The 25,539-nt window shown below is 48.9% G+C and carries 19 protein-coding genes; 2 read left to right on the plus strand and 17 right to left on the minus strand.

Annotated elements, in window-relative coordinates; translation table 11 throughout:
* Positions 1-41: 41 nt before the first annotated feature.
* The 4 genes from G459_RS0102360 to G459_RS0102375 form a co-directional block, all read right to left on the minus strand.
* The gene (locus G459_RS0102360) at positions 42-3,173 is read right to left on the minus strand and encodes an efflux RND transporter permease subunit (RefSeq protein WP_035455037.1); all 3,132 of its coding nucleotides are present in this window, start codon (positions 3,171-3,173) and stop codon (positions 42-44) included.
* Positions 3,170-6,214, minus strand: a complete 3,045-nt coding sequence (locus G459_RS0102365) for an efflux RND transporter permease subunit (RefSeq protein ID WP_026966201.1) — start codon at positions 6,212-6,214, stop codon at positions 3,170-3,172. The genes G459_RS0102360 and G459_RS0102365 overlap by 4 nt, the downstream gene beginning before the upstream one ends.
* Positions 6,215-6,217: 3 nt before the next feature.
* The gene (locus G459_RS0102370; RefSeq protein WP_026966202.1) at positions 6,218-7,279 is read right to left on the minus strand and encodes an efflux RND transporter periplasmic adaptor subunit; all 1,062 of its coding nucleotides are present in this window, start codon (positions 7,277-7,279) and stop codon (positions 6,218-6,220) included.
* Between the two features lie 241 nt (positions 7,280-7,520).
* A complete protein-coding gene (locus G459_RS0102375; protein ID WP_157373261.1) occupies positions 7,521-8,126 on the minus strand; it encodes a septal ring lytic transglycosylase RlpA family protein in 606 nt (201 codons plus the stop codon).
* A gap of 76 nt (positions 8,127-8,202) precedes the next feature.
* Here G459_RS0102375 and G459_RS0102380 point away from each other — a divergent pair, with 76 nt between their 5' ends.
* Both G459_RS0102380 and G459_RS0102385 read left to right on the plus strand, forming a co-directional pair.
* On the plus strand, positions 8,203-9,432 hold the full coding sequence (locus G459_RS0102380; protein ID WP_026966204.1) for a metallophosphoesterase family protein: 1,230 nt from the start codon (positions 8,203-8,205) through the stop codon (positions 9,430-9,432).
* Positions 9,429-12,461 (plus strand): AAA family ATPase, encoded by a 3,033-nt coding sequence (locus tag G459_RS0102385; RefSeq protein WP_026966205.1) that lies wholly within the window; start codon positions 9,429-9,431, stop codon positions 12,459-12,461. Before G459_RS0102380 ends, G459_RS0102385 begins: the two co-directional genes overlap by 4 nt.
* Before the next feature lie 204 nt (positions 12,462-12,665).
* Here G459_RS0102385 and G459_RS0102390 read toward each other — a convergent pair whose 3' ends face one another.
* The 13 genes from G459_RS0102390 to G459_RS0102455 form a co-directional block, all read right to left on the minus strand.
* Positions 12,666-13,862, minus strand: coding sequence for an ATP-binding protein (locus tag G459_RS0102390; RefSeq protein ID WP_026966206.1), 1,197 nt, complete (start codon positions 13,860-13,862; stop codon positions 12,666-12,668).
* A gap of 237 nt (positions 13,863-14,099) precedes the next feature.
* The gene (locus G459_RS0102395; protein ID WP_026966207.1) at positions 14,100-14,711 is read right to left on the minus strand and encodes an alpha/beta hydrolase; all 612 of its coding nucleotides are present in this window, start codon (positions 14,709-14,711) and stop codon (positions 14,100-14,102) included.
* Positions 14,704-15,654, minus strand: a complete 951-nt coding sequence (locus G459_RS0102400) for a ring-cleaving dioxygenase (protein ID WP_026966208.1) — start codon at positions 15,652-15,654, stop codon at positions 14,704-14,706. The genes G459_RS0102395 and G459_RS0102400 overlap by 8 nt, the downstream gene beginning before the upstream one ends.
* Positions 15,655-15,710: 56 nt before the next feature.
* Positions 15,711-16,265, minus strand: a complete 555-nt coding sequence (locus G459_RS0102405; protein WP_026966209.1) for a YceI family protein — start codon at positions 16,263-16,265, stop codon at positions 15,711-15,713.
* 79 nt (positions 16,266-16,344) lie between these two features.
* Positions 16,345-16,797, minus strand: coding sequence for a MarR family winged helix-turn-helix transcriptional regulator (locus G459_RS0102410; RefSeq protein WP_026966210.1), 453 nt, complete (start codon positions 16,795-16,797; stop codon positions 16,345-16,347).
* A 168-nt stretch (positions 16,798-16,965) separates the two neighbouring features.
* Positions 16,966-18,555: an amidohydrolase family protein gene (locus G459_RS0102415; RefSeq protein WP_035455040.1), complete on the minus strand. Its 1,590-nt coding sequence runs from the start codon at positions 18,553-18,555 to the stop codon at positions 16,966-16,968.
* Positions 18,556-18,686: 131 nt separating this feature from the next.
* Positions 18,687-19,502 (minus strand): enoyl-ACP reductase FabI, encoded by an 816-nt coding sequence (locus G459_RS0102425; RefSeq protein ID WP_026966212.1) that lies wholly within the window; start codon positions 19,500-19,502, stop codon positions 18,687-18,689.
* Between the two features lie 63 nt (positions 19,503-19,565).
* Positions 19,566-21,218 carry a DNA repair protein RecN gene (recN, locus tag G459_RS0102430; protein ID WP_026966213.1) on the minus strand — a complete coding sequence of 551 codons (1,653 nt, stop codon included), beginning with the start codon at positions 21,216-21,218 and terminating at the stop codon, positions 19,566-19,568.
* Between the two features lie 39 nt (positions 21,219-21,257).
* Entirely contained in the window at positions 21,258-22,160 is a 903-nt protein-coding gene (gene porD / locus G459_RS0102435; protein ID WP_026966214.1) for a type IX secretion system protein PorD, read from the minus strand.
* A gap of 28 nt (positions 22,161-22,188) precedes the next feature.
* Positions 22,189-23,397: a bifunctional phosphopantothenoylcysteine decarboxylase/phosphopantothenate--cysteine ligase CoaBC gene (gene coaBC / locus G459_RS0102440; protein WP_026966215.1), complete on the minus strand. Its 1,209-nt coding sequence runs from the start codon at positions 23,395-23,397 to the stop codon at positions 22,189-22,191.
* A 5-nt stretch (positions 23,398-23,402) separates the two neighbouring features.
* Positions 23,403-23,717 (minus strand): DNA-directed RNA polymerase subunit omega, encoded by a 315-nt coding sequence (locus G459_RS0102445; protein WP_026966216.1) that lies wholly within the window; start codon positions 23,715-23,717, stop codon positions 23,403-23,405.
* A gap of 26 nt (positions 23,718-23,743) precedes the next feature.
* The gene (locus G459_RS0102450) at positions 23,744-24,667 is read right to left on the minus strand and encodes an outer membrane protein assembly factor BamD (RefSeq protein ID WP_026966217.1); all 924 of its coding nucleotides are present in this window, start codon (positions 24,665-24,667) and stop codon (positions 23,744-23,746) included.
* 67 nt (positions 24,668-24,734) lie between these two features.
* A complete protein-coding gene (locus G459_RS0102455) occupies positions 24,735-25,445 on the minus strand; it encodes a T9SS type A sorting domain-containing protein (RefSeq protein ID WP_026966218.1) in 711 nt (236 codons plus the stop codon).
* Between the last annotated feature and the right edge of the window lie 94 nt (positions 25,446-25,539).

A 25,539-nucleotide genomic window follows, 5' to 3' on the forward strand; every position in this document is an offset into this window, starting at 1 on the left:
TAAGCACATAATTCCCCGATATCAGCACCCACTCGGAAGATTTACACTTCCGGCTGATGTTTTACAGGAGAAGTCCTTGCCTTCCTCCACATCATCACCGGCAGAATCCAAAACACGCCCACGAGACTGAACACCAACCCCCCGATCGTGCCGATAGCCAGGGAAAACCAAAAAATCTCGTTTTGTCCCTCGATGATAAAAGGCACCAAACCAAAGCAAGTCGAGAGCACCGTCAGTAGGATTGGGATCGCTTTGCCTGCCACTGATTTCAAGATATTGCGGTTGAATGTCCCGGATCGGAGGTTGTTCAGGTCGTTGAGGATAAAAATACCGGCATTGACCGCCAGTCCTCCCAGCATTACAAAGGCCGCAAATCCGCCCCGGTCAAAGTTGAAGCCGCCGACTGCAAAAGTCAAAAACAACCCAATAAAGCTAATGGGGATCAGGAAGATGATGTAAAACGGCTGACGGAAATTCTCAAACAGGATCGTGCAGATGAAGAAAATACCGACAATCAACAAGCCCAACAACGCGTATTGCCGCTTGGCTTGCTCCGTTCCCCACGTCCATTCCTGCTTCTTCGCTTCGTAGCCGATCGGCATTTGGGCTTTCATTTCCTTCAGGACTTCTTCCAGGTATTCATTGCCAAATTTGGCCGATCCCATGTATTCAAAAGATACCACGCGGATGTATTGCCGGTCTTCTTTGTGCAGCGCGTTGGTGGTAGTTTCGAGATTGAGACTGCCAAAATCGGAGATCTTCATGATCCGGTCTTCGCCGCTGATCAGGCCTTTTTGCTCGAGGTCGAACTTGCTGAATGCCTCCGCATGCTTTTCGCGGATCAACAGTCCGTAATTTTTGTCGGCCAGCGTCAGATAAGCTGAATTCATCTGAGGTTTGGACAGGTCCTGCAGCGTGGTAAGCACTTCAAACTGGTTGGTGCCACCGAGTGCGATCTGATTTTGATCCAGTCGCAGCACATATTCCTGGGTTTTTTGTTCGGAGTAGGATGCCCGCTCGTTGGTATTGACTTCGGGGACACGTTTGTGTTTTTTAAGTTTTTCTGCCAAAACCTCCGCCTGTCGCTCCAGCTCGTCAAAGTTGTAGCCCTTCATCTCAACCCGGAACGAGGGAATCTGATCGCTGCCTCCACCCGTATAGAATCCCTGTCCGACTCCAAAAATATTCCATTGCGCTCCGCTCCAATCCGTAGATTTTACCGACAGTCTCCCCTTGAGTTGATAGGGTAAAGCACCGTTTTCATGTGCCTCGTCAAAGGTGATCGTGATCTGCGCCTGCTGCCCCGACATCACATAGGTCACAAACTGGTCAATGCCTTTCACGCCCTTCAAATACTCCTCAAACTCCCGCATGATGAAGTCCATCTGCTGCAGCGTATTGCCAAAAGGCAAGCGGGCGGACACGTAAAGCCGAGTCTTTTCCGGTTCGCGATAGACACTTTTCTCATAGACTCCCCGGACAAACATCCGCAGCGTGCCGCCAAGCGCTTTGTCCACATAGGGCCGGATTTCCTCCTGATAAAAGGTATTCCCCACCGTCTTGTTGTACCATTCCTGACCTTCCCATTTGGCGGGGAGAAAGAAGATCGGGGTACCAAAAAGTAGTAGAATCAAGAACAGAAAGCTTTTGCGATAGCGTGCTGTCAAGGATATGCCCGTTTCGTAGTGGTTCATCCAGGATGCACGCTTTCTCAGTTGGGAAAAAGTAAGTTTGCGGCCCTTCCTGGCAGATTCTTTGAAAAGCAACTCGTAAAAAGCCGGGGTAAAAAACAGGGCCACTAGCAAACTGACTCCAAGCATCACGGAGACGACAATCGAAAATTCCGTGAGGTTTTTCCGGTCTTCCTCCGGCAAAAGCAAGACCATCAGCAGCGCAGCCACGGTGGTGAGCGAGGCCGCCAGCAGTGCCAAAAACACCTTTCGGTTGCGGTGCTTGTGCAAATGATCCACCATGACGATCGCATTATCCACGACCAAGCCAAAGCTGATTGTCAAGCCGGCAATCGAGTAAAGATGGATGTCTATCTTCAGAAAATAGAGGATCATCGCCGTCAAACTCAGATTGATCAAGATCCCCAGAAATAGGATGCTGAGATATTTCCAGTTGCGGTTGATCAGAAAAATGAAGGCAATCAGGATCAGGATCGAAAGTCCCGAGCGTTGGTAGATTTTGCTCAGTTCTTTCTCCAAAAACTCGGTGTCGTCATTTTCCAAACGGATCTCAAAACCTGGAGGAAGATCGATTTTAGCGGATTCGACGGAGGCTTTTAGACTTTTGGCCAGGAGGACTTTGTTCACGCCGTCCCGGTTGTACACCGCCAAAGTCACCGAATTATTCCCGTTGATCCGATAATAGGTGGTCGGCTCTGCTTCCTCCAAAGTCACCGAGGCGAGGTCTTTCACCCGCACTTCCAGCTGCGCCGAGTTCCTCACGATGAGATTATCCAGCTGATCAAGCGTGTTCAGCTTGGAGTCGAGCGTCACAAACAAGGTCTCTCCTTCGCTGTTGAACACCGTCCCGGGAAACTTCTGTCCGAAGGATCTGCTGATCTGCTGACTCAGGATTGCCTTGGTGACGCCAAAGGCCTGCATCTTTTGCACATCAAAGGTGACGTACACCTGCAGGTCATTTGCCCCCCGGATCTGCACTTCCTCCACGTCCGCAAAGCGGGTCAAAGCGGGCTTGACCACATCTTCGGTGATCTTTTTTATCTCAAATGAAGCAAAAGGCCCATTGATGCTATACGTCAGGATCGGCGTCTTGAAGTCGTCTCTCGACTCGGCGCTTTGCGTTACGATCGGGTAGCTCAAGCGCTCATCCATCTTGGGATAAACTTGGCGGATCAGGGCCAGCACTTCAAATTTCTTCAACTCCATATCCGCTTTTTTGTCAAATCGGAGCGTGATGGATCCCCGGTCGTAGTTGGACACTGAGGTGATCTTTTTGAGCTCGGTCAGTTGGGACAATACGCCCTCCAGTGGAGAAGTGCCAAGCTTTTCGATGACTTCGGGAGAAGACTGCGGGATGCCAAAGCTGATCGTGAACACCGGCTCCCGCTCACGGGGATTGAGATCCACGGAGAGTAATGGCACCGTGGCAAAGCCTAAGATGGCCAGCACCACAAATGCGATCAAAACCCGAAATGGCGTCATAGCTTTTCTTTTATACCAACCTTTGTGTCAAAAAACCAGTACATCAGCGGCACAAAAAACAACGCCGTCACAGTCCCGATCGTCAGCCCTCCAATCACCGCAAAAACCAGCGGACGCTGCAAATCCGCTCCCAGCCCCGAGCTGAAAATAATCGGAACAAGTGCCAGGATCGTCGTGATGGAAGTCATCAGGATCGGCTTGAGCCGGATCTTTCCCGCTTCGTGAATTGCCTTTTCTCTCACGTCCAGTTCCGTCAAACTCAGATCCTGGGCGATGTCGATCTTCAGTCGATTGATCGTATCGATCTTCAAGATCGCGTCATTAACCATGATGCCCAGCATCACCACCAGCCCGATGGCAGACATGACATTGAGCGAAGCTCCGCAAATCAGCAGCACCAAAAACGCCCCCGCAATCCCCAGCGGCAAAGTAAACACGACGATCAGCGGCTGGACAAAGCTCTCGAACTGCGCCGCCAGGATAAAATACAGCAGCAGCACCGAAATCCCCAAAATCCCAATCAGCTGACTCAGATTTTTCTGATCTGCGAAAAACTGCCCCTTCGTCTCCACGCTGAGATTCTTCTCCACGCCCCACTCCACATACTCCGCAACTTTGGAATCGGGCTTTGGGTCATCGATTTCCACGCTTTGGTAGATGCCTCCCCGATCAGCCGTCACATATTTATAGAGATCGGCGTAGCGATAGTCCACAAATTCCCGAAGCAAATAGGACGTGCTGTCCGAAGCGTAGACCCTGGTCGTCTTCAGCAGATCCTCAAATCGATGCTGGTTTTCTCGTAGACGAATCGGCGTAATCTCCCCGAATCGCCGGATATCTGTGATTGTAAAGACCCCAAAAAGCCGGGAAAGCTGCTCTTGAATATTTTCCACCGGAATCTGATACAGCGCCAGCTTGTCGGTGAGGAGCGTAAAAAGCACCGAACTTTCCTCCTGCAATCCAGGCCCCGGAGTCCAGGCAGTCGCCGGAAAAGTCTCCAACCAAGGCTTCATCTTTTCGGCGGGGATGGGTTTCTTCTGCGCCAGGTCTTTCCACCTCACTTCGAAATAGGGCAGATTGGAATTGAAGAGCTGATCAAAGGCATTGGGCGCATCGCCGAGCACGAAAGTCGCCTGCGGATACTTGCTATCAAGTGTGCTCCTGAGGAGAGCCAGTTGCTCTGACTTTTCTTTTTCAGAAGGAAAAAGCAGGTAAAGCTGCGACTTCTGGATGGAATTGTCGCCGTCAAAAAGCAAGAATTGGCGAATGCCTATATCCGCCTCTGCCTGCTCATAGTCCTGCAATTGCCCAACCAGCTCTTTCATCCTGTCCCGGTTTTGGGCAGCGGAGATCGGTTCATTCCAATCAATCTCCAGCGTAGCATCCGGCTTTTCGATCTCGGGAAGTCCGGCGGTCGGCAGCATCAGTCCAAGACCCAAACCCAATGGAATCAGCAGAAAAAAGCCGATCAACGCCGCCTTTTTCCGAGCAAAAACCCAATCAAATCCCCGCTCGTAGACCGCCAACGTCTTTAGAAATGCCTGAGGTTCCCCCTGTGGCAACGTCTTTTTTCCCCTGCTGAAAATCAACCAATACAGCAGAGGCAGCAGCACAAAAGCCACCAACAGCGAGACCGACAGGATCGCTGCCACCGCCACCGCTTGGTCATAAAACAAGGCTCCGGAGATCCCGCTCAGGAAGACCAGCGGCACAAATACTGCCAGCGTCGTCAGCACCGAACTGATCAGAGCGCCCATCACTTCGTTGGCTCCCTCCACGCAGGACTCAAACAACCCGAGGCCGGACTCCCGCTTGCGGGTAATATTGTCGAGTACGATGATGGCATTGTCGATCAGCATCCCGATGCCCAGCGCCAGGCCGGAAAGCGAGATGATGTTGATCGAGATATTGAAAAAATAGAAAACCAGCAAGCTGATCAGCAGCGAAGTCGGCAGGCTGATCCCCATGATCAGGGGAATCCGGAAGTCTTTGATGAAAAGAAACAAGATCCCGAACGCGAAAATTCCTCCGAAAAGCAAGCTCGTTTGCAGGTTGGAGATGGCGGCATTGAGCAGACTGCTTTGATCCTGCGTCAACTCAAAGTCCACCTGAGGATAGTCCGTTCGGAAGAGCTCGAGGGATTTTTTTAGCTCTGGGATCAGCTCATTCATCTTGGCCGAAGCCTGCTTGTGGACGGAGATGACCAAGCCCTCCCTTTGTCCGAAAAGGTGAAAACCCAGCATCTCCTGCGTCTCATAGCGAGCCTGCGCCAGCCGTCCAAGTGGTACAATCACCCCGGACTTGGAGCGAACCGGAAGCGCTTCGATGTCACCTGGTGTATCTACCCGGGTGGCGAGCCGCAGGAAGTAGCGGAACTGTCCATCCTTCACGCTGATGCCCGGTAGCTCGGCGTTTCCGGCCTTGATCGCATCGATGAGATCAAGCTGGTTCATCCCCAAAGCTGCCAGTGCCTGATCGTTGGGCTGGACAGAGATGATCCGCTCCCGCTTGCCGTTGATGTCCACGAGCGACACACCGGGAAGCTGCTCGATCCGTTTTTTCAGGACATTTTCCGCCAGCAGGCTGATCTCGATCGGATCGATTCCCTCTTTTGGGATGACTTGCACCCGGGCGACGGGAATGTCAGATGTGTTGATCCGAATCACTTCAGGACGGGGCAAATCCTTGGGCAACGAATTGGTCAGCCGGTCAATCTTCTCATTGACATCGATGTAGGCCAGCTCCATCCGGGTGCCGTAGTCAAAGGTCAACCGCACGGTTCCGATCTCGGAACCCGCCTTGCTTTCCATCTCTTCCAGTCCGCTGAGCGTGGTGAGTCCCTCTCGGATCCGAAGCAGGACATTCTGTTCGATGGATTCGGGAGAGGCATTGGGATAGGTAACCTTGATCACGATCTGCGGCACATCGATCGGCGGCAGCAGCGAGATCGGCAGCAGCCGAAATGCGATGAACGCAAAAACCATCAGGGCCACAAAAGACATCAACACCGCAATAGGCCGCTCCAGCAAAAATCGGATCATGGCTTATTCTTTTACGATTTGGACAGGAGCCTGATGAGCCAATTGGAGGTTGTTGGTCGTGATGACCGTACTGTTTTCCGGTATTCCCTCCAGGATTTCGATTTCCTGCCCGTTGTCTTTGCCCACCTCCACATAGTTCCATTTGGATTCCTTACCGTTTTCGATGGTGAAGACCACCGCTCTGCCGGAGCGATAGACTACGGCATCTTTCGGCACGACCAGACTGTTGCTTTGCGGAGCGCGAATGATTGCCCGGGCGTTCATACCGGGGAGAAGATTTTTGACAGAGTTGAGAGAAATGGAGACTTGAACCAGGCCATTTTCGTCCACTTTGGGATTGATGGCAGTCACCCGGCCGTCGAGCGCGTTTTGGGCGTCCGAGATGGGATAGATCTCCGCCCGCTGATTGGGGGAAATCAATGGAATGTCCGACTCCAACACCATCACCCGCAGGAGAAGCTCGTCCGTAGAAAGGATCTCGGCAAACTCCGCATTCTTTGTCACCAGGCTGCCTTCTTTGAATTTGATGTTGGCGATCTTGCCGGAGACCGGCGCACGGACTTCGCATCGGGAGAGGTTGAGTTGGGCTTCTTTGAGTTCTACTTCCGCGAGCGAAAGACCGCTGTTAACTAGGATACGATTTTGAACAAGATTGGAAACCGCAGAATCTTCGGAAGCCAAGGCCAGATGGTATTGAGCCTTCAAGACTTCCAGTTCAGACTGGGCTTTCGTGACTGCTATCTTGGCTTTTTCCAGTGCAAACTCCGCTTCCCGACGGTCCAGCGTAGCGATAATCTGGCCTTTTTCAACGGACTGACCTTCCAGCACCTGAACTTTCTCCAGATACCCTTCCCGCTCTACCAGTGCCTTGACTTCGCTTCGCGCTTCCAGCTTGCCAATTGCATTGATCAGATAATCGAAGCTTTTCTTTTCCGCCATTGCCACGTGCACTTCGGTGGCGGCCACTTCATTTCTAAAGGACTCAGCAGCGATTTCCTTGGAATCGTCCTTCGCTTCGGAGCAGGCAAACAATAAAAGGATAAAGCCAAAAAACAGGTTTTTCATTGGGTACGGGATAGTTTAAGGATAATCGAAAACTCCATCAAATAATATGACCATCTCCTTGAAAAAAGGAATGTTATGACTTCAAAGTAGAAAAACTAAGACGTAAAAACCAGTTAGGGTAAAATTTATTTGGAAGCAACTCTTTCGAAAGCGATTAGACAAGCCATTAAAAAGATATAACAATCTGATTTAAGGCAATGTAAAAACACCTAAACGCCAACTAAGAACAAAAAGTCTTAACCTATTTTAACCGCAAATCCAGCTCCCTATCCGGCACTTCAATAATCCGAAAATATGGCCGAATCCTCAGTCCGGGATGCTCTTTGTCCGCATAGTATTCGACCAGTCGGTCCAATTCCTCCAGATCCACAGCCTCTACCCGTACCTTCGCCAAGCCGTCGCGCACCATCTCTATCCGCTCCGCTGCCGCACGTGAGATATCAATCTGGCGCTTGGAATAGGCGGGAAGCCGGTCATTGATCCTGACCACCACGGACAGGTGGTTTTTCTTATTGATCACCCGCACCCAAGTCCCCAAGGGCAGGCGTTTGTGTGCGGCAGTCATGCTGTCCAGTGAAAAAATCTCTCCGTTGGCTGTTTTCTTGCCGTGAAATTTTTTCCCGTAAAAACTCGCCGTCCCCTCCTGAATCAGGAGCGAATCCACTTGGGCTTGCGCTCCAAAGGCAAAAAGTCCACACATGAAAAACAAAAGGAAGGAAATCTTCACCACCGAATTTAAGCTATCCGCCGCCTTTCCCAATAAAAGTGCCAATTGCTGACGTGAGATTTTTTTAGCCTTGGAGGATGCCTCTAACACGATTACCTTAGTAGATATTGTCCCGTTCATCGTCCTACAAGATCTTGAATGCTGCTCCGCAGGTTCTTTCTATTGCGCGGACTGTTGACCATCGATCGCTGACCAAATGATAAAAATCCTCCATACCGCCGACTGGCACCTCGGCAAGCGTCTTCAGGAATACTCCCGACTCGAAGAGCAAAAGCTCGTGCTGGAAGAAATCTGCCAGATCGCGGATCAGGAAAACGTCGATCTGGTGCTTCTCGCCGGAGACATCTTCGATAGCTTCAATCCTGCCCACGAAGCCGTGGAATTACTCTACAAAACACTTCGAAAACTCTCAAAAAACGGCAGCCGTCCCATTATCGCCATCTCCGGCAACCACGACAGTACGCAGTTTGTCGAGGCGCCGGATCCCTTGGCGCGGGAGCTGGGGATCTTGTTTTACAGCCGGTACGACTCGGTGATTCCTCTAGGAAGGCTGGATTCAGGGGTGGAAATCACACGCTCTGCGAGCGGCTTTCTGGAGATCAGGCTTCCTGCCTTTGACTTCCCAATTCGGGCGATCTTGGCTCCGTATGCAAATGAAGTTTCGCTGAAAACCTATCTGGGAGAAGGCGACCGGGAATCGGAATTTCGCAGTCTCCTGGAGAAAAACTGGAGACAGCTCGCGGATACGCATTGCGACGAGCAGGGGGTAAATCTGTTTCTCGGACATTTCTTTTTCATGAAAGAAGGAGAAAAGCCCGAGGCCGAACCGGAATCCGAACGCCCGATCCTCCACGTGGGCGGCACACAGTCGCTTTTCACCAAAAACATCCCAAGCCAGATTCAATACGCAGCGCTGGGCCACCTACATCGCCACCACGCGGTAGGACATGACAGCATACCGGTCGTCTATGCCAGTTCGCCGCTCGCCTACTCCTTCTCTGAAGCGGATCAGACAAAGCAGGTGATTCTGATCGAAGCCGAGCCCGGAACGCCGGTCTCCTATCGTGCGATTGGCCTAAAGCAGGGACGTCCACTTTGTCGAAAGACATTTGATCAACTGGCCCCGGCTCTGGAGTGGCTGGAAGCGAATCCCTATTGCTTCGTGGAGCTGACCTTTGTGACTGAGCATTCTATCGACGCCGCAACCCGCAAAGCCATCCTAAAAGCCCACGACGGCATTGTCAACCTCATCCCGCAGATCAAAAACCCTTCCGGCAGAGAAGACTTTTCGCTGCAAGCCGAAGACCTGAACAGGGACATGGAGAGCCTTTTCAAGCTTTTCTACGAAAGTGAAAAAGGCCAGGAACCCAACGCCGAACTCTTGGAGATTTTCAAAGAAGTCATCAGCCAAACCGACCAAGCATGATCCCCGTACGACTCGAAATCCAGGGCCTCTATTCCTACAGGGAAAAGCAAACGATCGACTTCACCCAGCTGACAGGTGCCGGACTTTTTGGGATTTTTGGAGCGGTTGGTAGCGGAAAATCTGCAATCTTGGAAGCGGTGCTTTTGGCATTGTATGGCAGCACGGAGCGGCTTGCGGACCGCGGAGAAAAGAACAGCATGCTCAACCTTCAGAGCGATCAGGTGCTCCTGAACTTCGAATTCAACGCTGGAAAAAACAACGCCAAAACCTACCTCGCGCGCTATTCCGCCAAGCGGAATTCCAAAAATTTCGACGACGTAAAGCCTGCCGAGCACACCTTTTACGAAAAAGTAAATGGCGAATGGGCGCCCGTCACGGACGGCGCAGAACAGATCGTCGGGATGAAAAAGGAGCATTTCAAGCAGACGGTTATCATTCCGCAAGGCAAGTTTAGAGAGTTTATCGACCTGACTCCCGGGCCCCGGGCGGAGATGATGAAAGAGCTTTTTGGGCTGGAGCGATTTGATCTTTCGCGAAAGGCAGGTTCCTTGTTGAAAACAGTTCGAGAGGAAAAAATCAGGCTGGACACACAGCTTTCGGGCTTAGAAGATTTTACCCAGGAGACCCTGTCGGTGAAAGAAATCCAGCTGGTAGAGCTGCAAAAACAAACTCTCAAAGCCTCCCAACAACTTCGAGCCGCCGATGCCGAAATCCGCAAAAAAGAAACCCAACAAGCCAAGCATCAACAGTTGCTAAAATTCCGTGCAGAAAAGTCGGAACTGCTGGCGCTGAAACCTGAAATAGAATCCAAGCGACAACTGCATGCAGAGTTTATCACTGCAAAAACACACCTCCGCCCGGTCTGGGAACAGCTCAGGGAGACCAAAGCCGATCTGGAAAAATACACGGTCAGCGTCACCGACTGTGAGCGGTTCAAGATTGAATTTGCAAGGGAAGTAGCGGTTTTGGAGAGAGAGGAGATCGAGCTCAAGCAGAAAAATCAGGAGCGGCCCGCCCGTGAAAGCAAGATCCGTGACTTGAAAAAGGTCATCGAAATCCAGCTTTTGAATGAGAATCTAAGGCTGGCGGTCGCGGCTTTGGAAACGCTAAAACCTGAAATAGACACAAAAAAAGCCGCTCAAAAAACCCTGGAAGACACGATCACATCGCTGGAAAAGCAGGCGGATGCCGTCGCGCCAACAGACAGCAGTCAGTTGGCGCAGCGGATGAGTGACGCAAAGGATTGGGCGAATTGGCTCAATCAAATCTCTAAACTGGATCAGGAAATTGCGCAGCTCACGACGGAGTCAACGAGCATCACCCGTGCGCTGGACGAGATCAACTCAAGACTACCAAAAGGAGAAGCCTCTCTGGAGACCTGGCTCGATAGCCAAAAGCAAAACCTTCAAAAAATGGATAACGAGCGGGATTCTTTGATCCAAAAGCAAGGACTTGCCGCACATGTCCACTTACTCCACCAAGGCGAGCCCTGTCCACTTTGTGGCGCTGCGGATCACCCCAGCCCTCTTCAGACGGAGACGGATGAATCTCTTCTTAGGGAAAAAGCCAAGCAAATAGAAAGCGCAAAAGAGCTGCTGGACACGATCTCTGTCTTGCTCCAAAAGCAAGCGGAATTCAATTTCCAATTGACCACCATCCGGAGAACCCTAACGACCCAAGAATCTGAAAAGAGCGAGATAAAAAGCAATCTGTCTGCATTGAAGCAAAACCTTGCTAGCATGCAGCTCAGCTCGATGGAAGAGTTAACGGAAAAAATCCAGTCGATCCAGCAAAGCGCCCAACAAAAAGACCGACTCGCACTGGAAGTGAAAACGTTGCGCCAGCAATGGCAGGCCGAACGAATGGTGTTGGAAAAATCGGAGCAAGCCTACCAAAACGCCCTGCTGAGACACCAGTCGTTTCAGTCCAACGCATCTTCCAAAAAAGAAGAAATCAAAGACATGGTCTTCTGTCGGCAGTTTTTCGACCGGGATTCCGAGTCGATCCGAGCAACCATTGCAAAGGTCGAGAAGGACATCGAAGAGGCTATGCAGCTCCTGGAAGGCAAGCAAAAACACCTCCGCGAAAAGCGTGGGGAACAAATCAAAAACGAAGCTGATCTGGAAAACTTCGGAAAGCTGAGAACCCAAAGCGCAATCAAGCTGGAAGCTCTTCACGCAGATTTTGAGTCTTTGAAAAGGCAACATGGATTTACAGATGAGGCGAGGTTGGTGCATCTTTTCCAGCATTCGCTGGACGCCGAAAAAGTCCTGCGTGAGATCACCCAATTCGATCAGAAGCTTGCCATCGCCGAAAACAGAACAGAGGAATTAGAACGTGAAGAGGGCATCAGCGATTTTCAGGAAGAACTGTTTCAACAGCTCGCTGCCCAATTCAAGGAGCTGAAAACTGCCGTGGAATCGAGCCAAAACCAAGCGCTGCTCTTAGATCGGGAGATCCAGGAACTGAAAGCAAAACTGATCGAAAAAGCATCTCTTCAAGCTTCCCTTGCGAAATTGGACACTCGCCAATCCTACTTGGCGGAGCTGGACAGACTGTTCAAAGGCAGCGGCTTTGTCAAATATGTCAGCTCTATCTATCTCAAGGAGCTCTGCAATACCGCCAACGTGCGCTTTATGAAGCTGACCAAAAACAGTCTGAGTCTGGATATCGACGACGACAACACCTTTTGGGTGATCGATTATCTAAACGGGGGCAAAAGACGGCTGCTCAAGACACTTTCTGGAGGCCAGACTTTTCAGGCATCGCTTTGCCTGGCGTTGGCTTTGGCAGAAAAGGTCAAATCACTCAATCAGGCGGATCAGAGTTTCTTCTTTATGGACGAGGGTTTCGGCGCATTGGACAAGAATGCTCTTCGGGTGGTCTTCGAAACCTTAAAATCCCTGCGTCACGAAAACAGAATAGTCGGCATCATCAGCCATGTCGAAGAACTGCAGCAGGAAGTCGGCGTATTTGCGCAGGTTGAGTTAGATCCGGAAACTGGCTCCAAAATCACCTACTCATACTAATTAATTTATTTTACTCAACGTAATGAGGTAATTTACTCAATACGTTGAGTAAAATCAAAAATAGAGCTATTAATAATTGTATATCAATGACTTATAAAAATATTTTTAGCTAAAAAATCAAAGATTTTTAAAAGAAATTAAAGCTGGAAACTCCCGATTTGTGACAGTTCTTATATAAAAAAAGACAACCAAATCGGTTGTCTTTTAAGAATAAAGATCTAAAACGTCCATCTGCAAGAACTCCTGCCAAGGGATTCCGTCCGTCCCGATGACCAAGGATTTTTCGGGATGATATTGCCGGGCGAAGGAATTCAAACCGGTCAGACTGCCCACTTTGGAAGTCTTAACCTCCAGAGCGATAATTCGCTTTTTGTATTCTACCACAAAATCCACCTCATCATTCCCTTCCCGCCAGTAGTAGATGTTCAGTTTCTTCTCCTTGAAAGCCTGATTGATCAGATGTGCTCCCACGGCAGACTCAACCCACCGCCCCCAAGCCCGATGATCTGCGAGCAGCGTCTCTCGGGTTTCATTCGTGATACCAGACATGATGGCGGTATTGTGAACCATGAATTTGGGAACAGACGAACGCTTACGGACGAGATTGGGACTGTATTTCTCCAAGCCTGCCAAAAGCCCTGCTTCATTAAGCAGCGCCAGGTAATTGGCCAGCGTAGTCGTGTTACCAGCATCAGACAGCTGTCCCATGATTTTGGTAAAACTGAGAACCTGACCAGAATAGGCCGATCCTATCTCGAATAACCTCCGCATCAGGGCCGGCTTATCCACTCGGGTCAGCATGAGGATATCCTTGGAAATACTCGTCTCCAACAAGGAATCACGAACGTAATTCTTCCAACGGTCTTCATCGTCCCTCAGCGTAATCGCGCCCGGATAGCCTCCGTACCAGATGTACTCTTCCGCAGTCAATGCGAAAGCATCCCTCATCTCCCGATAAGACCAATGTCCCAAATACAATGATTCAAATCTCCCTGCCAAAGACTCTGTCAGGCCCTGCTGCAGCATGAGCCGCGAAGATCCCAACAGCACCACTCGAATATCCCGATCCTCCGCGGTATCTCTGTCCCACTCCGCCTTGACCTGCTCGCTCCAGTTGTCAATCTTCTGCACCTCGTCAATGACCAGCAAATAGGGGACTTCAGGATTTTGAGCTTGCTTCAGCCGGGCTGTCTCCCACTGTTGAGCGATCCACACCCGATCAGTTGCCGGCACGGCGTCCGCTGCCACGAGCGTATTTGGCGCATCCATGTCTTTGATTACCTGGCGTACGAGCGTAGTCTTGCCGACCTGCCGAGGGCCATAGATCACCTGAATGAACCTGCGTGGCTCATCTTGAAGACGTTTTTGGATGCTTGCTTTTTCTGCTCTCTGGTACGCCATTGTACATTTACTCTATATCCTGAGTAAATTTACTCAATACATTGAGTAAATTCCAAGTACATCGTTTATTTTATTTATTATCAGACACTTACAAAAACATTTTTAAGCCCAAAAAAGCATGTTATTGGGCTATTCGACAAATCCGAGAGACTCGAAAAGACAAAAAAATACCCCGACAACCTGCCGGGGATTTTTTAACTAAATAGACCTTACAAGAAATCGAGTATGGCCCATTGGCTACATAAAAATTTTATGGTTTACCCAGTTTATTTCGTCCGTCCGGATCGTGTGATCCGGATCCTCATATAGCTTGACGGTCACGTCTGCTCCCATTTTGCGAAGCAGATCGGCCGATTCATTTATCCTTTTAGCAGGGACGTGAAAATCCCTGTCACTGCTACCGATGAAAACCGGCGTACCCGAAAAATCTCCCGAATACTTTTCCGCATCGAGCTTTTCCCCAATCAAGCCTCCGGTGAAGGCCACTATCCCTCCAAATTTGGCGGCATTACGTGCGGCGAACTCTAAGCTGAGACAGGCTCCCTGCGAGAATCCCAGCAGGTAAATCTGCTCATTTGGAATTCCGGCTTTCAAGATCTCTGTTCGAGCTTCTTCGAGCGTTTCAAGAGACTGCTCTAGGGAAACTTTATTCCCAGCATCCGAGGCCATAAATCCAAACGGATACCAGGAATTTCCGTTCGCCTGAGGCGCCAAAATTGCATAATCGGTCAAATTCAGGTAAGAACTAAGGGATAAGATACTGTCAGCGGTAGCTCCACGGCCATGAATCAGAATGATTGCTTTCTTAGCTTCCGTCAGGGGAATCCCTTTCCTTTTGACATCATACATAGGATTCGAAATCAAGTTTTACGGGAGCAAGATTCTTTTCTATTCTTTCTCGGCTAGGCTCTGCCCATTCCGGCAATTTGATCAACTCACCCAAATGCGCTTCGTCTTCGTCAATCGCAAAGCCAGGCTCGTCGGTAGCTACCTCAAACAGAACTCCTCCCGGCTCGCGGAAATAGATTGACGTGAAGTAGTTTCTATCCTTTACCTCGGTTACCATGTATCCATTCTGCATCAGGATTTCCTGAACAGCCAATTGAGACGCCGAATTTTCGGTCCTAAAGGCGATATGGTGCACGGTGCCTGCGCTCTGGGAGCCTCTCCGACCGTTTGGATTGACCAAAATATCTACAATATCTCCAGGCTTACCTTCAGTGCCATATCGAAACCGATCCCCTTCCTGTCCGATCACCTTGTAATTCATGTGACGAGTCAAAAGCTGTTCGGTCAGTTCCTTAGATTGGAGGTTCAGCGTTGCACCGTAAAAGCCTCTGATCGAATGCTCAGCAGGAATGTGACCATAAGTCCATCCCGGACGCTCATCCGAATCATTAGCCACCAGCTCGATACCCATGCTGTCATGGTCTTCGAAACGAATCAATTTTTCTCCAAACCTGGTTTGCACGTCAGATACGGAAACACCAAACTTCTTCAGCCGCTCTATCCAATAGTCCAATGAATCTTTGCCGATGGAAAAGGCCGTGTAAGTCAGCTCTCCTGTTCCCTTGGAGCCTTTTCTCGCACCTGTAAAGGGAAAGGTCGTGAAGACAGTCCCCGGCCTACCCAACTCATCACCGAAATAAAAGTGATAGACGTCGGGAGCATCAAAGTTGATGGTCTTCTTCACCAATCTCAATCCCAAGATTCCGGAGTAGAAATCGACGTTCTGTTGAGGATTTCCGGCGATCGCTGTGATGTGGTGGATGCCGGTGATTAATGGTTTCATGGTTGTTCCTTTCTTTTTTGGGTAAAAAAAAGCTGCCCGAAGGCAGCTTTCATTAATTAGGCTGTAGCTTCTTCGGAAACTTCTACTTGCTGTTTGACCAGCTGGACGCTCAGGTGCAATCTTACTTGATCACTAACCACCACACTTCCGGCTTCGGTCACTGCGGACCAAGTCAAACCAAACTCTTTTCGGGAAATTTTCCCTTCGATCTCAAATCCGGCTTTGGTCTGTCCCCAAGGATCAGCCACTACTCCGCCAAACTCAACATCAAGCTCTACTTCCTTCTTATTTCCCCGGATTTCCAGCTCGCCGACCAGCTTGTGCTCGCCGCCTACTTTGGTGATATTTCCAGAGAAAGTCAATTTAGGATAATTCTCTGCGTCAAAGAAATCTGCAGATTTCAAGTGCGCATCACGATCTTTCTGATTGGTATCAATGCTGTTTACGTCTGCCGTAAAGCTCACTTTTGCTCCTTCGAAATCGTCATTGGCAGATTCTGCCGCTCCTTCAAATTCCTTGAAAAACCCTGTAACGGTTGAAATCACCAGGTGCTTTACTTTGAAAGATACTTCTGAGTGAGTTGTGTCGATACTCCATTTTGTAGTGCTCATAATTGGTCTGATTTATTTGTTTTTGAAAATTAATTTGTGTTTACATTATTTGTATAGACATATATATGTCTAAATTTTTTTACCCTCTCAACTTGTCTAGTAAATCATTCAGCTGGATTGCCTCGTCATTCGTCAGATTGATATACTCTACGTTACTTTCCTCCACCTGCTTCTGAATCGTTTTCAGCAATTCAAGCCCTTTCTCGGTGATCAGGATATCAACCTGCCTCCGGTCCGCCGGACATTCATTTCTTTCGACAAGACCTTTCATCTTCAGTTTTTCTACCAGACGCGAAGCATTGGACATTTTGTTAAGCATGCGATCCTGAATGGAAGAAACCGTCGTGGGCACGCCGTTTTGACCTTTCAATATTCTCAAGACATTGTATTGCTCAGGAGAAAGATCATGCGGCTTGAACAGCACACTCTGGGCGGTCACCAAATAGCTGTGGGTATAGATCAGATTCACAACCGCTTTGTTAAACTGGTCTTTGAATTCCTTCTGCTGAATTGCTTCTTCTATCTTTCCCATTTTATTTCACTTTGTATTTAATGTATATACATACAAATGTAAGCAAAGGTTTCAATCCCCTCAAAAAAATGTGAAATATTTTCAAATCTATCAATCCGAAGGGTTTCAAAGCAAAAAGAGAGAATGAAGGACCGACTTCATTCTCTCTCCAAGCGCTCCCTTCGAAAATCACCAGTCCAGTCCAGGCTGAGTGATTTGGTAGTTTTCTTTTGCTTTTTGCTCGTCGACAATCTTACGGACGTCTTCCAGTAATTTTTTAGCATCATAGACAATTCCGTCTTTAACGGTGTATTTGACACCGCCTACCCGAACAGGCTCGTTTTGATCATTGATTCGAATCGTCCCTGTTCCATAGAGAACTTTTAGATTTTGAAGCGGGTTTTCCTCCACGATCACAAAATCAGCCAATTTCCCGACTTCAACCGTTCCAATCTCCTTCTCCATTCCCATGGCCTCGGCTCCACTCAAGGTGGCGGCACGAATGACTTCGAGTGGATGAAATCCAGCTTCTCGGAGTAACTCAAGTTCCCGGATATACGCAAATCCATACAACTGATAGATGAATCCGGAGTCAGAACCTGCCGTGACACGTCCCCCTCTATTTTTGTATTCATTTACAAAAGTCATCCAAAGTCTGTAATTCTCTTTCCAAAGCACTTCCTCCTCTGTGGTCCAGTCGAACCAATAGGAACCATGTGACTGTCGGCTTGGGGCATAAAACCTCCAAAGGGAGGGCAAAGTATAGACGGTATGCCACTCCTGAGTCCGAGCACGCATCAGATCCCGATTTGCCTCATAGATATTGAATGTCGGATCCAGCGTAAAATCCAATTCGATCAGCTCATTCATGACCTTGTTCCAATGCTCTGAAAAAGGAGGAGCTGCCTGTTTCCAAAGCTTCCCGGCCTCAGAGAATCGATGCTGCTCATTCTGATAGTTATAATCCAGTCGGAAGTCCTGGATAGTCCGGTTTTCAAATAGTGCCTCTGGCAATCCATACCAATGCTCCATTGCCGTCAATCCAGCACGAGCGGAATTCAGGACATTCCAACGGGCCACATCCAATTGCTGATGATGCATGATGGATCGAAGGCCTATCTTTTTGTTTTCGGAAATAGCCGCTTCCATCACTTCGGGATTAGCGCCGAAGAACTTAATCCCGTCTGCACCTTTGGCTTTGTTTTGATTGACCCAAGCTTTGGCTTGAGCCGCCGTGGTAATCGGCACCTCTGATTTTTGACCAAAAGAAGTATAGGCGAGGATTCGGGGTGCGGTGATCTCGTTGGCCAGAGATTTTTTCTTTTGATCCAAAACCCAATCCAGTCCATTCCCGGCTGAAGGGTCCTTGATCGTGGTGACACCATGAGCCATCCAAAGTTTATAGACATATTCTGCCGGCGTTCCCTGACCCTCACCTCCGATATGCCCATGTGAATCCACAAAGCCGGGAAGCAAATAGTGCCCTTCCAAATCAAGAATCTGGGTGGTGGAATCTGCTTTGGGTCGGCGATTGTCATTAATCGGAAGTCCGGGATAGCCCACGATTCGGATCTGGGTGATCCGATTTTTTTCCACCACGATATCCACCGGCCCGACAGGCGGCGCACCGGTTCCGTCGATGAGGGTCACCCCTCGGATGATCAATTTAATATACGGACCTTCTCCTTCTGCTCTAGCAGGTGCAGGTGTGATCTGCGAGAAGGCCTGCACGGTCAATGCAAAACACGCACAGGCCGTGAGTAAAAGTCTTTTCAACATAAGATGGTGGTTTGATTAAATTAAAAGATAAAACAAAATGCCGCAGGAAAAAATGGAATTCGGACAGCCGGACACCATTAAAAAAGCCCGACTGTTTCCAGCCGGGCTCATTTGGGGTCGTTTTTTGATTTTTATAAATCCTTGAACTTCTCCATGATGTCCTCGGAGATCCCGGTAAAGGAATAGCCTCCGTCATGGAAGAGATTCTGCATCGTAACCATTCGGGTGAGGTCAGAGAACATGGTCACGATGTAATCCGCACAAGCCTCAGCAGACGCATTTCCCAAAGGAGAAAGCGCCTCAGCGAAGTTGTAAAAAGAATCAAATCCGCCGATGCCTGATCCGGCAGTAGTTTTGGTTGGAGACTGGGAGATAGTATTGACACGTACCTTTTTCAGTTTTCCATAGCGATATCCATATCCTCTGGCGATGCTCTCCAGCAAGGCTTTGGCATCCGCCATATCTGTATAGAAAGGAAATACGCGTTGGGCAGCAATGTAAGAAAGACCGACTATGGATCCCCATTCGTTCATCGAGTCCGTTTTCTCAGCCACTTGCATCATCTTGTGAAATGAAACCGCGGAGACGTCGTATGACTTCATCGCCCACTCATAATTCAGGTCTCCGTAAGATCTTCCCTTCCGGATATTTGGCGACATCCCGATGGAATGCAGGAGAAAATCAAAGTTTCCACCCAAAAACTCCTTGGATTCCGCGTACAGCTTTTCGATATCTTCAACCGAAGTCGCATCCGCAGGCACCACGATCGTATTGCACTCCTGTGCAAGCTCGTTGATAGCACCCATCCGCATTGCGATCGGGGCGTTGGTGAGTACAAACCTTCCACCCTGTTCTTTGACTTTCAGTGCAGTTTTCCAGGCAATTGAGTTTTCATCCAGTGCACCTGTGATGATCCCCACTTTTCCTTTGAGCAAATTTTCTGGCATATAGCTTTTGGATTGATTTCAAAAATTCTGCGTAAAAATAGGGAAAATTCGGCATTACTCCCCTCAATTGAGCAAGAGCTCCTTGGCACTCTCTACCGCAGAAGCTGACGGATTGGCCCCCGCGATCATCTTTGCAAGTTCTTCCACTCGTTCGTCTGGTGCCAAAAGCCTGATTTTGCTGACGGTCTTATCTGAGGAATTGTCCTTGTACACAAAGTAATGTAAGTCGCCTTTTGCTGCTACTTGGGGTAAATGAGTGATGCAAATCACCTGATGTCTCGTGGCAATCTCTTTCATCATTCTCACCATTTGGAGGGCTACCTCTCCCGAAATTCCGGTATCGATTTCGTCAAAAATCAGTGTCGGTAGCGCCATCTTATCCGCCATCAAATACTTGATCGCAAATAGTAATCGGGAGAATTCACCGCCGGAAGCCACCTTTTTCAAGGCTTGGGGAGTACCGCCTTTATTTGCAGAAAAGAGCAGTTCGACCTCATCCAATCCGGCAATGGAGGGAGAAGCAACTTTATGCTCGAGCTGAATCTTCGCATTCTCCATTCCCAGACCGGCGAGAAGTCCCTGAAGCTCGTTTTCGAAGGGAGCAAAACAGTTTTTACGTTTTTGAGTCAAGATTCCACCGGCAGCTACCATCGCATCCTGAGCTTCCTTCAGCTCGACCTCTGCTACGGACAGACTTTCATCCAGATTCTGAAATTGGAATACTTTATCTGCAAGTCCGCTCTCAATCGTCATCAGCTCTTCCACCGAATTCACTCCATGTTTTTTTTGAAGTTGGTAGATTCTGCTCAATCGATCACGGATTTTGTCCAGTTTCTCAAAGTCGATTTCAACCTTGCTTTCTTCGTTGCCAAGGGAATCTACCACATCTTTCACCTCGATCAGGACGCTTTGAAAGCGCTCCCTCAGTTCAGAAAACTTGTGTGCCAGACGCTCCAAGCTTTGCATTCCATGCAGAATCTGCCCCATCCCTTGAACTACCCCAAACTGTTCTTCTTGAAACAGATCCAGCATTTCGTTGATCTTGAGTTTGATTTCCTCGGCGTTTTCAAGGACCTCTTGAGTCGACTCCAGTTCCGACTGCTCGTCAACGACAAGAGACAGCGAACTCAATTCATCCAGCTGAAATTGATTGAAATCGGCTTCCTTCTTTAGTTCAATGGCCTTTTGTCGCAGCTCTTCGTAACTGGCTTTGGCTTTTCTGAAAGCTTTAAAGGTTTTCTGATATTCCATCAACTCCGGTTGGGTCTGCGCATAGGCGTCAACCAAAGCCAACTGATAGCTTCCTTCTCCGAGCTGAAGCGTGTCGTGCTGGGAGTGTACGTCCATCAATTTGGCGCCAAGGGTCTTCAGGAAATCGAGCAAGACGGGCGTATCATTGACAAAAGAGCGTGACTTCCCTCCAGGGCTGATTTCTCTCCTAATAATGCAGGTTTCCTCATAATCGAGCTCTTCCTGCTCAAAAAACTCCCGAAGGCCGTATTCTCCGATTTCAAAAAGACCTTCGACGACACACTTTTTATCTTCGTGAAGCAGGACTTTGGTATCGGATCGATTGCCAAGTAGAAGCCCGACGGCCCCCAGCATGATGGATTTTCCGGCACCGGTTTCACCTGTAATCATACTCAGCCCACTGCTGGGTTGCATGTGTAGTTGATCGATCAGGGCGTAATTTGAGATGCTAAGCGATTTGAGCATGGACTGGAAAACCTTTGAACAAAGCTAAAAAAAACGGGCTTAGCTTCTCAGTAGCTCGTTGTACTTTCTGGCGTTATTTGGATCAACTTCCAGAAGCAATTTCACAGCCTCATCACGGATTTCAAACGGCGCGTTTTTCAGAATCTCGGCAATCTCATCTGACTTGGCGTCCACAAAAGAAATCGTGAATATGCCATTGGGCTGTAGTTTGTTGGCTTCAGCAACCATCCTGATGGCCTCCAGGATGTTCTTGTAAGCCGTCTCGGGATCGACCTGCACCAAATCCATTCCCTGGCGATGGTAGAGGTAGTAAGCGTCGCGTATTGGCGAATAAATCGGTGAGACAAAAATATCATTGATCAGCCAGTAGCGGCTTCTCCGGTCTGACTGGCTTTGAACCCAGCCAGCCCTACCCGACTGTTGGGCATTGTTGACGATGTCGTTGGCAGCTTCGAAAAAAGGGTCCCCACCTCGGCTGGAGAAGGTATCGTAGTCGATCCCCATAGCGATGTGGGCATAAAATGCCAAAAGAGAGCTGATGTTGTTCAGAAACGTAAATCTGTTGAACTCCAGCGGCTGTGACTCGATGTATTCAAACGTCCAGTTTCTGTCGGCATAGTTGAAAATCAAAGACTCATAATTGGTGCCATATACTGGCCGGACGACCTGCACCTGTACGGTGGCATTGTACACGCCGACCTGCGGCACCTCGTTGATCGTGATCAGCAGATTTCCTTTGATCCTTTCCTCGGGACGGAACTCATCGTCTGTCCAGGACCGACCGTTGAGAAACTGCTCAAAACTGGTCTTCATTTGAGTGAAAATATTCGTATTCTGGATCCTAGAGCGGTCACTGTTGATGATGACGGTGAAATCCAGCTCCTGGGCCTGAATCCCCTGGGCAAAAAAGAATAGCACTACCAGCAGCCTGAATCTTGTCATGAGCCTAAAATAGGGAAAATTCCAGAGCTCAAATCCAAACAGGGGCCTTTTTGATCTCATCCAAAATCATTTCCGCGACTTCGGATTTCAAAACAAGACCAGAGTCTGTCATCCGCCCATCCTGATGAATGATTTTTACCCGATTGGTATCGTGCTGAAATCCCGCGCCCGTATCTCTGGCAGAATTCAAAACTATCAGATCGAAGTTCTTCCTTTCCAACTTGCCTTTTGCGTGCTGCTCCTCATTCTCCGTTTCGAGAGCAAAGCCGACATGGATCTGGCCGGGCCTTTTCACCTTCCCAAGTTCCAAAGCGATATCCACATTCTTTTTTAGCAAGATGGACATCTCCGCATCATTCTTTTTGATCTTCTCCGGAGCCACCTGGGCAGGTGCGTAGTCCGCTACAGCTGCCGCAAAGACGCAAAAATCCATTTTAGGATGGAGTTCTTGAGCCGCGCGGTACATGTCGTCGGCTGACTTCACATTGCGAAGATGGAAATCGGATGGATTGAGAGGAAGTGCTATGGGGCCAGCCACCAAGAAAACTTCGGCTCCTCTCGATTTGAATGCATTGGCTATCGCCAGTCCCATCTTGCCGCTGGAATGATTGCTGATAAACCGCACCGGATCAAGCGCCTCTTGGGTCGGGCCTAGGGTGATGAGTACCTTTTTCCCCTGAAAGTCTTTTTTCCGGGCGAAAAAGATCTCCACCTGTGCCAAGATATGCTCCGGCTCCATCATTCTTCCCTGGCCCGAAAGACCGCTGGCAAGCTCACCGCTTTCGGCATCCAATAGGGTATTTCCAAAGGAGCTTAACCTCTTGAGATTAGCCCGGACTGCTGGATGTTGATACATATCCAGATCCATCGCCGGAGCTAGCATCACTGGACAGCGGGCTGAGAGGTAGGTGGCGGCGAGCAGGTTGTCGCAGAGTCCGTTGGCAAATTTTGCCAAGGAATTCGCGCTCAGTGGAGCGACGACAAAAAGATCAGCCCAAAGGCCAAGCTCCACGTGATTGTGCCATTCGCCTGTTTTCTTATCAGAGAAATCCGAAAAAACCGGGCGCTTGGACAGCGTGGCCAAAGTGAGTGGGGTAATAAAATCAAGAGCTGAAGTGCTCATGATGATTTGCACTTCAGCTCCGGATTTGATGAGCAAGCGGGTCAGATGGGCAGACTTATATGCAGCAATGCTGCCAGTCACTCCCAATAGTATCCGCTTCCCCTGCAGGTTCATGGAAATTATTCGGCGCTTTCTGGCTCAGGAAAACGGAAATAAACTTTTCCATCCATAAATTCCTCCATCGCCATGGTAGATGGCTTTGGCATACGCTCGTAAAACTTGGAGATTTCGATTTGCTCTTTGTTTTCAAACACTTCCTCAAGGTTGTCGACCGTGGACGCAAACTCAGAAAGTTTGTTGTTCAGCTCTTCCTTGAGATTGGTAGAGATTTGCTTTGCACGCTGTCCCACAATATGGAGAGACTCGTAGATGTTGCCGGTTTTGTCAGCGACTTTGTCAAGGTCTCTTGTTATGATGGATGGGTTGATAGCCATACTATTTTTGGTTATGTTTTTCTAAATTATTTATTCTCTTCGTTAGACTTGGTCTCGGCAGCCACTTTCGCCTCGGCATCAGCTGCTATCTTCGCTTGCGCAGCAGCATTCCTGTCAGCATATTCTTTTTTCAGCTTGAGATGAGCGTCCAGTTCCTTTCGGGTATCGCTTTCATACTCCTTCACATCGCCCATGTATTGGCTGCTTGGATATTTTCTATAAAACGTACTGGCAAATCCCAGGGCGTTATTGAGTCGTTCTTCCTTTTTGTCGAAAGCGGAATTCTCCGCGTAGCCAAAACCTACCTCCACCAGCTTATAGGCCAGTTCCTCGTTATGCTTACTTTCTGGATAGTCTTTTGCAAAGTTCTGGAAATTGATAATGCACGCACGGTAGAAGTCGCCGGGAAACAAGCCGTCTTTCAACCTATAGTACATTTCCGCTTCGCTGAAAGCCTTTTGCTCAAACCTTCCTTCCAAATCCGTCAACATCTCCATCGCTCGTTCATAGCTCGCCGAGGCTGGAAATCTGGTCACAAACTGCTGAATCGCTGCTACCGCTTCCCGGCTGCTTTGCTGATCCAAGTTGTAATCCGGCGCATCAAGATAAAGCGAGTAGGCGTTCATGAAGAGTGCTTCCTCAGCTAGGGGGCTTCTGTTGTAGGTACGGTAGAAGGTACTGAAATATCCTGCTGCCTCGATGTATCGCTTGGTCTTGAAGTGGCAATTAGCATAGTTGTACTCGGCCAGTTCCGCCTTCTCGGACCCTTTGATTACCGGCAATACTTTTTCGTACAGGATGATTGCCTTGCCGTATTCCCCTTCTTGATAGTACTTGTTGGCTCCGTTGTAGAGCTCCTCCCAGTTGGTACTTTTTTCCAGTTTGGAAAAAGGCCCACAGGACGCTATCAGAAACAAAAGGGAAAGAAAAAGGAGGGATTTGGATTGCATACTCATTTTCAAGACCGCAAATATACGGGTAAATTGTTCGTATTCAAATGCCTAATTTAGGCGGGGATTACTTCTTGACTTGTAGCTTTTTGGTGACTACGTTCTTATTGTCAACAAATAGTGTGTAGAAATAGACTCCTGGTTGAAAGTCCGTTACGTTGATCACCAAGGATTTTCGCTCGGGATCCAGGTCGTATTCAGCAATGGGATTGCCTATAAAGCTGTTGATTGCGATTTTAGCTTTCGCTTTTGGATTGACCAGTTCATAATCCAATTGCGCGATTCTGTTGCTGGGATTCGGGAAGATTTCGCTCAGGGTGATGTCTTTGTGAAGGAAATCCGTACTTGACCCGTTGGCCACTTCGTACCTTGCTTCAACGACGAAGTTTTCGCGAATATTTTCAGCATTGACAAAAAACAAATCGAAACTGCCTCTTGTCTCTGCTATGCCCATTTCAAACTCAAGATAGAGGTCGGTAAAAATCTCCCCTGGAGCCAGCTTCACAGAGATCTTTGCAAGATCTTTTTTAGGATCAAAGCACTGATCGTTCAGACAAACCTTCACTTTCTGCGAGGAGCCCACACTGCCTCTGACATTTTTAAGAAAGTAAGTCTTGGTCTGATTGGATTCGTTTTGAAGAATGACGGTTTTGCGCTGGGAAGACCCGATGTCTCCGGAAAAATCCACCGCCTCGCTTAGCACACGCACCTGCTGCGCGCCCGCCAAAAGGGGCGCCGAAAGCATCAGCCATGTGAAAAATCTAAATAAGGACTTCATGTAAAACTTCAATCAATAGCGGCTGTATAATGGTTTCTCGGGTATTTAATATACGCACAAAATTACTTTTTTGATTCCCGATACAATAAAATTG

Origin of the sequence: Algoriphagus terrigena DSM 22685, assembly GCF_000429445.1 — a bacterium.
GTDB classification, from domain to species: domain Bacteria; phylum Bacteroidota; class Bacteroidia; order Cytophagales; family Cyclobacteriaceae; genus Algoriphagus; species Algoriphagus terrigena.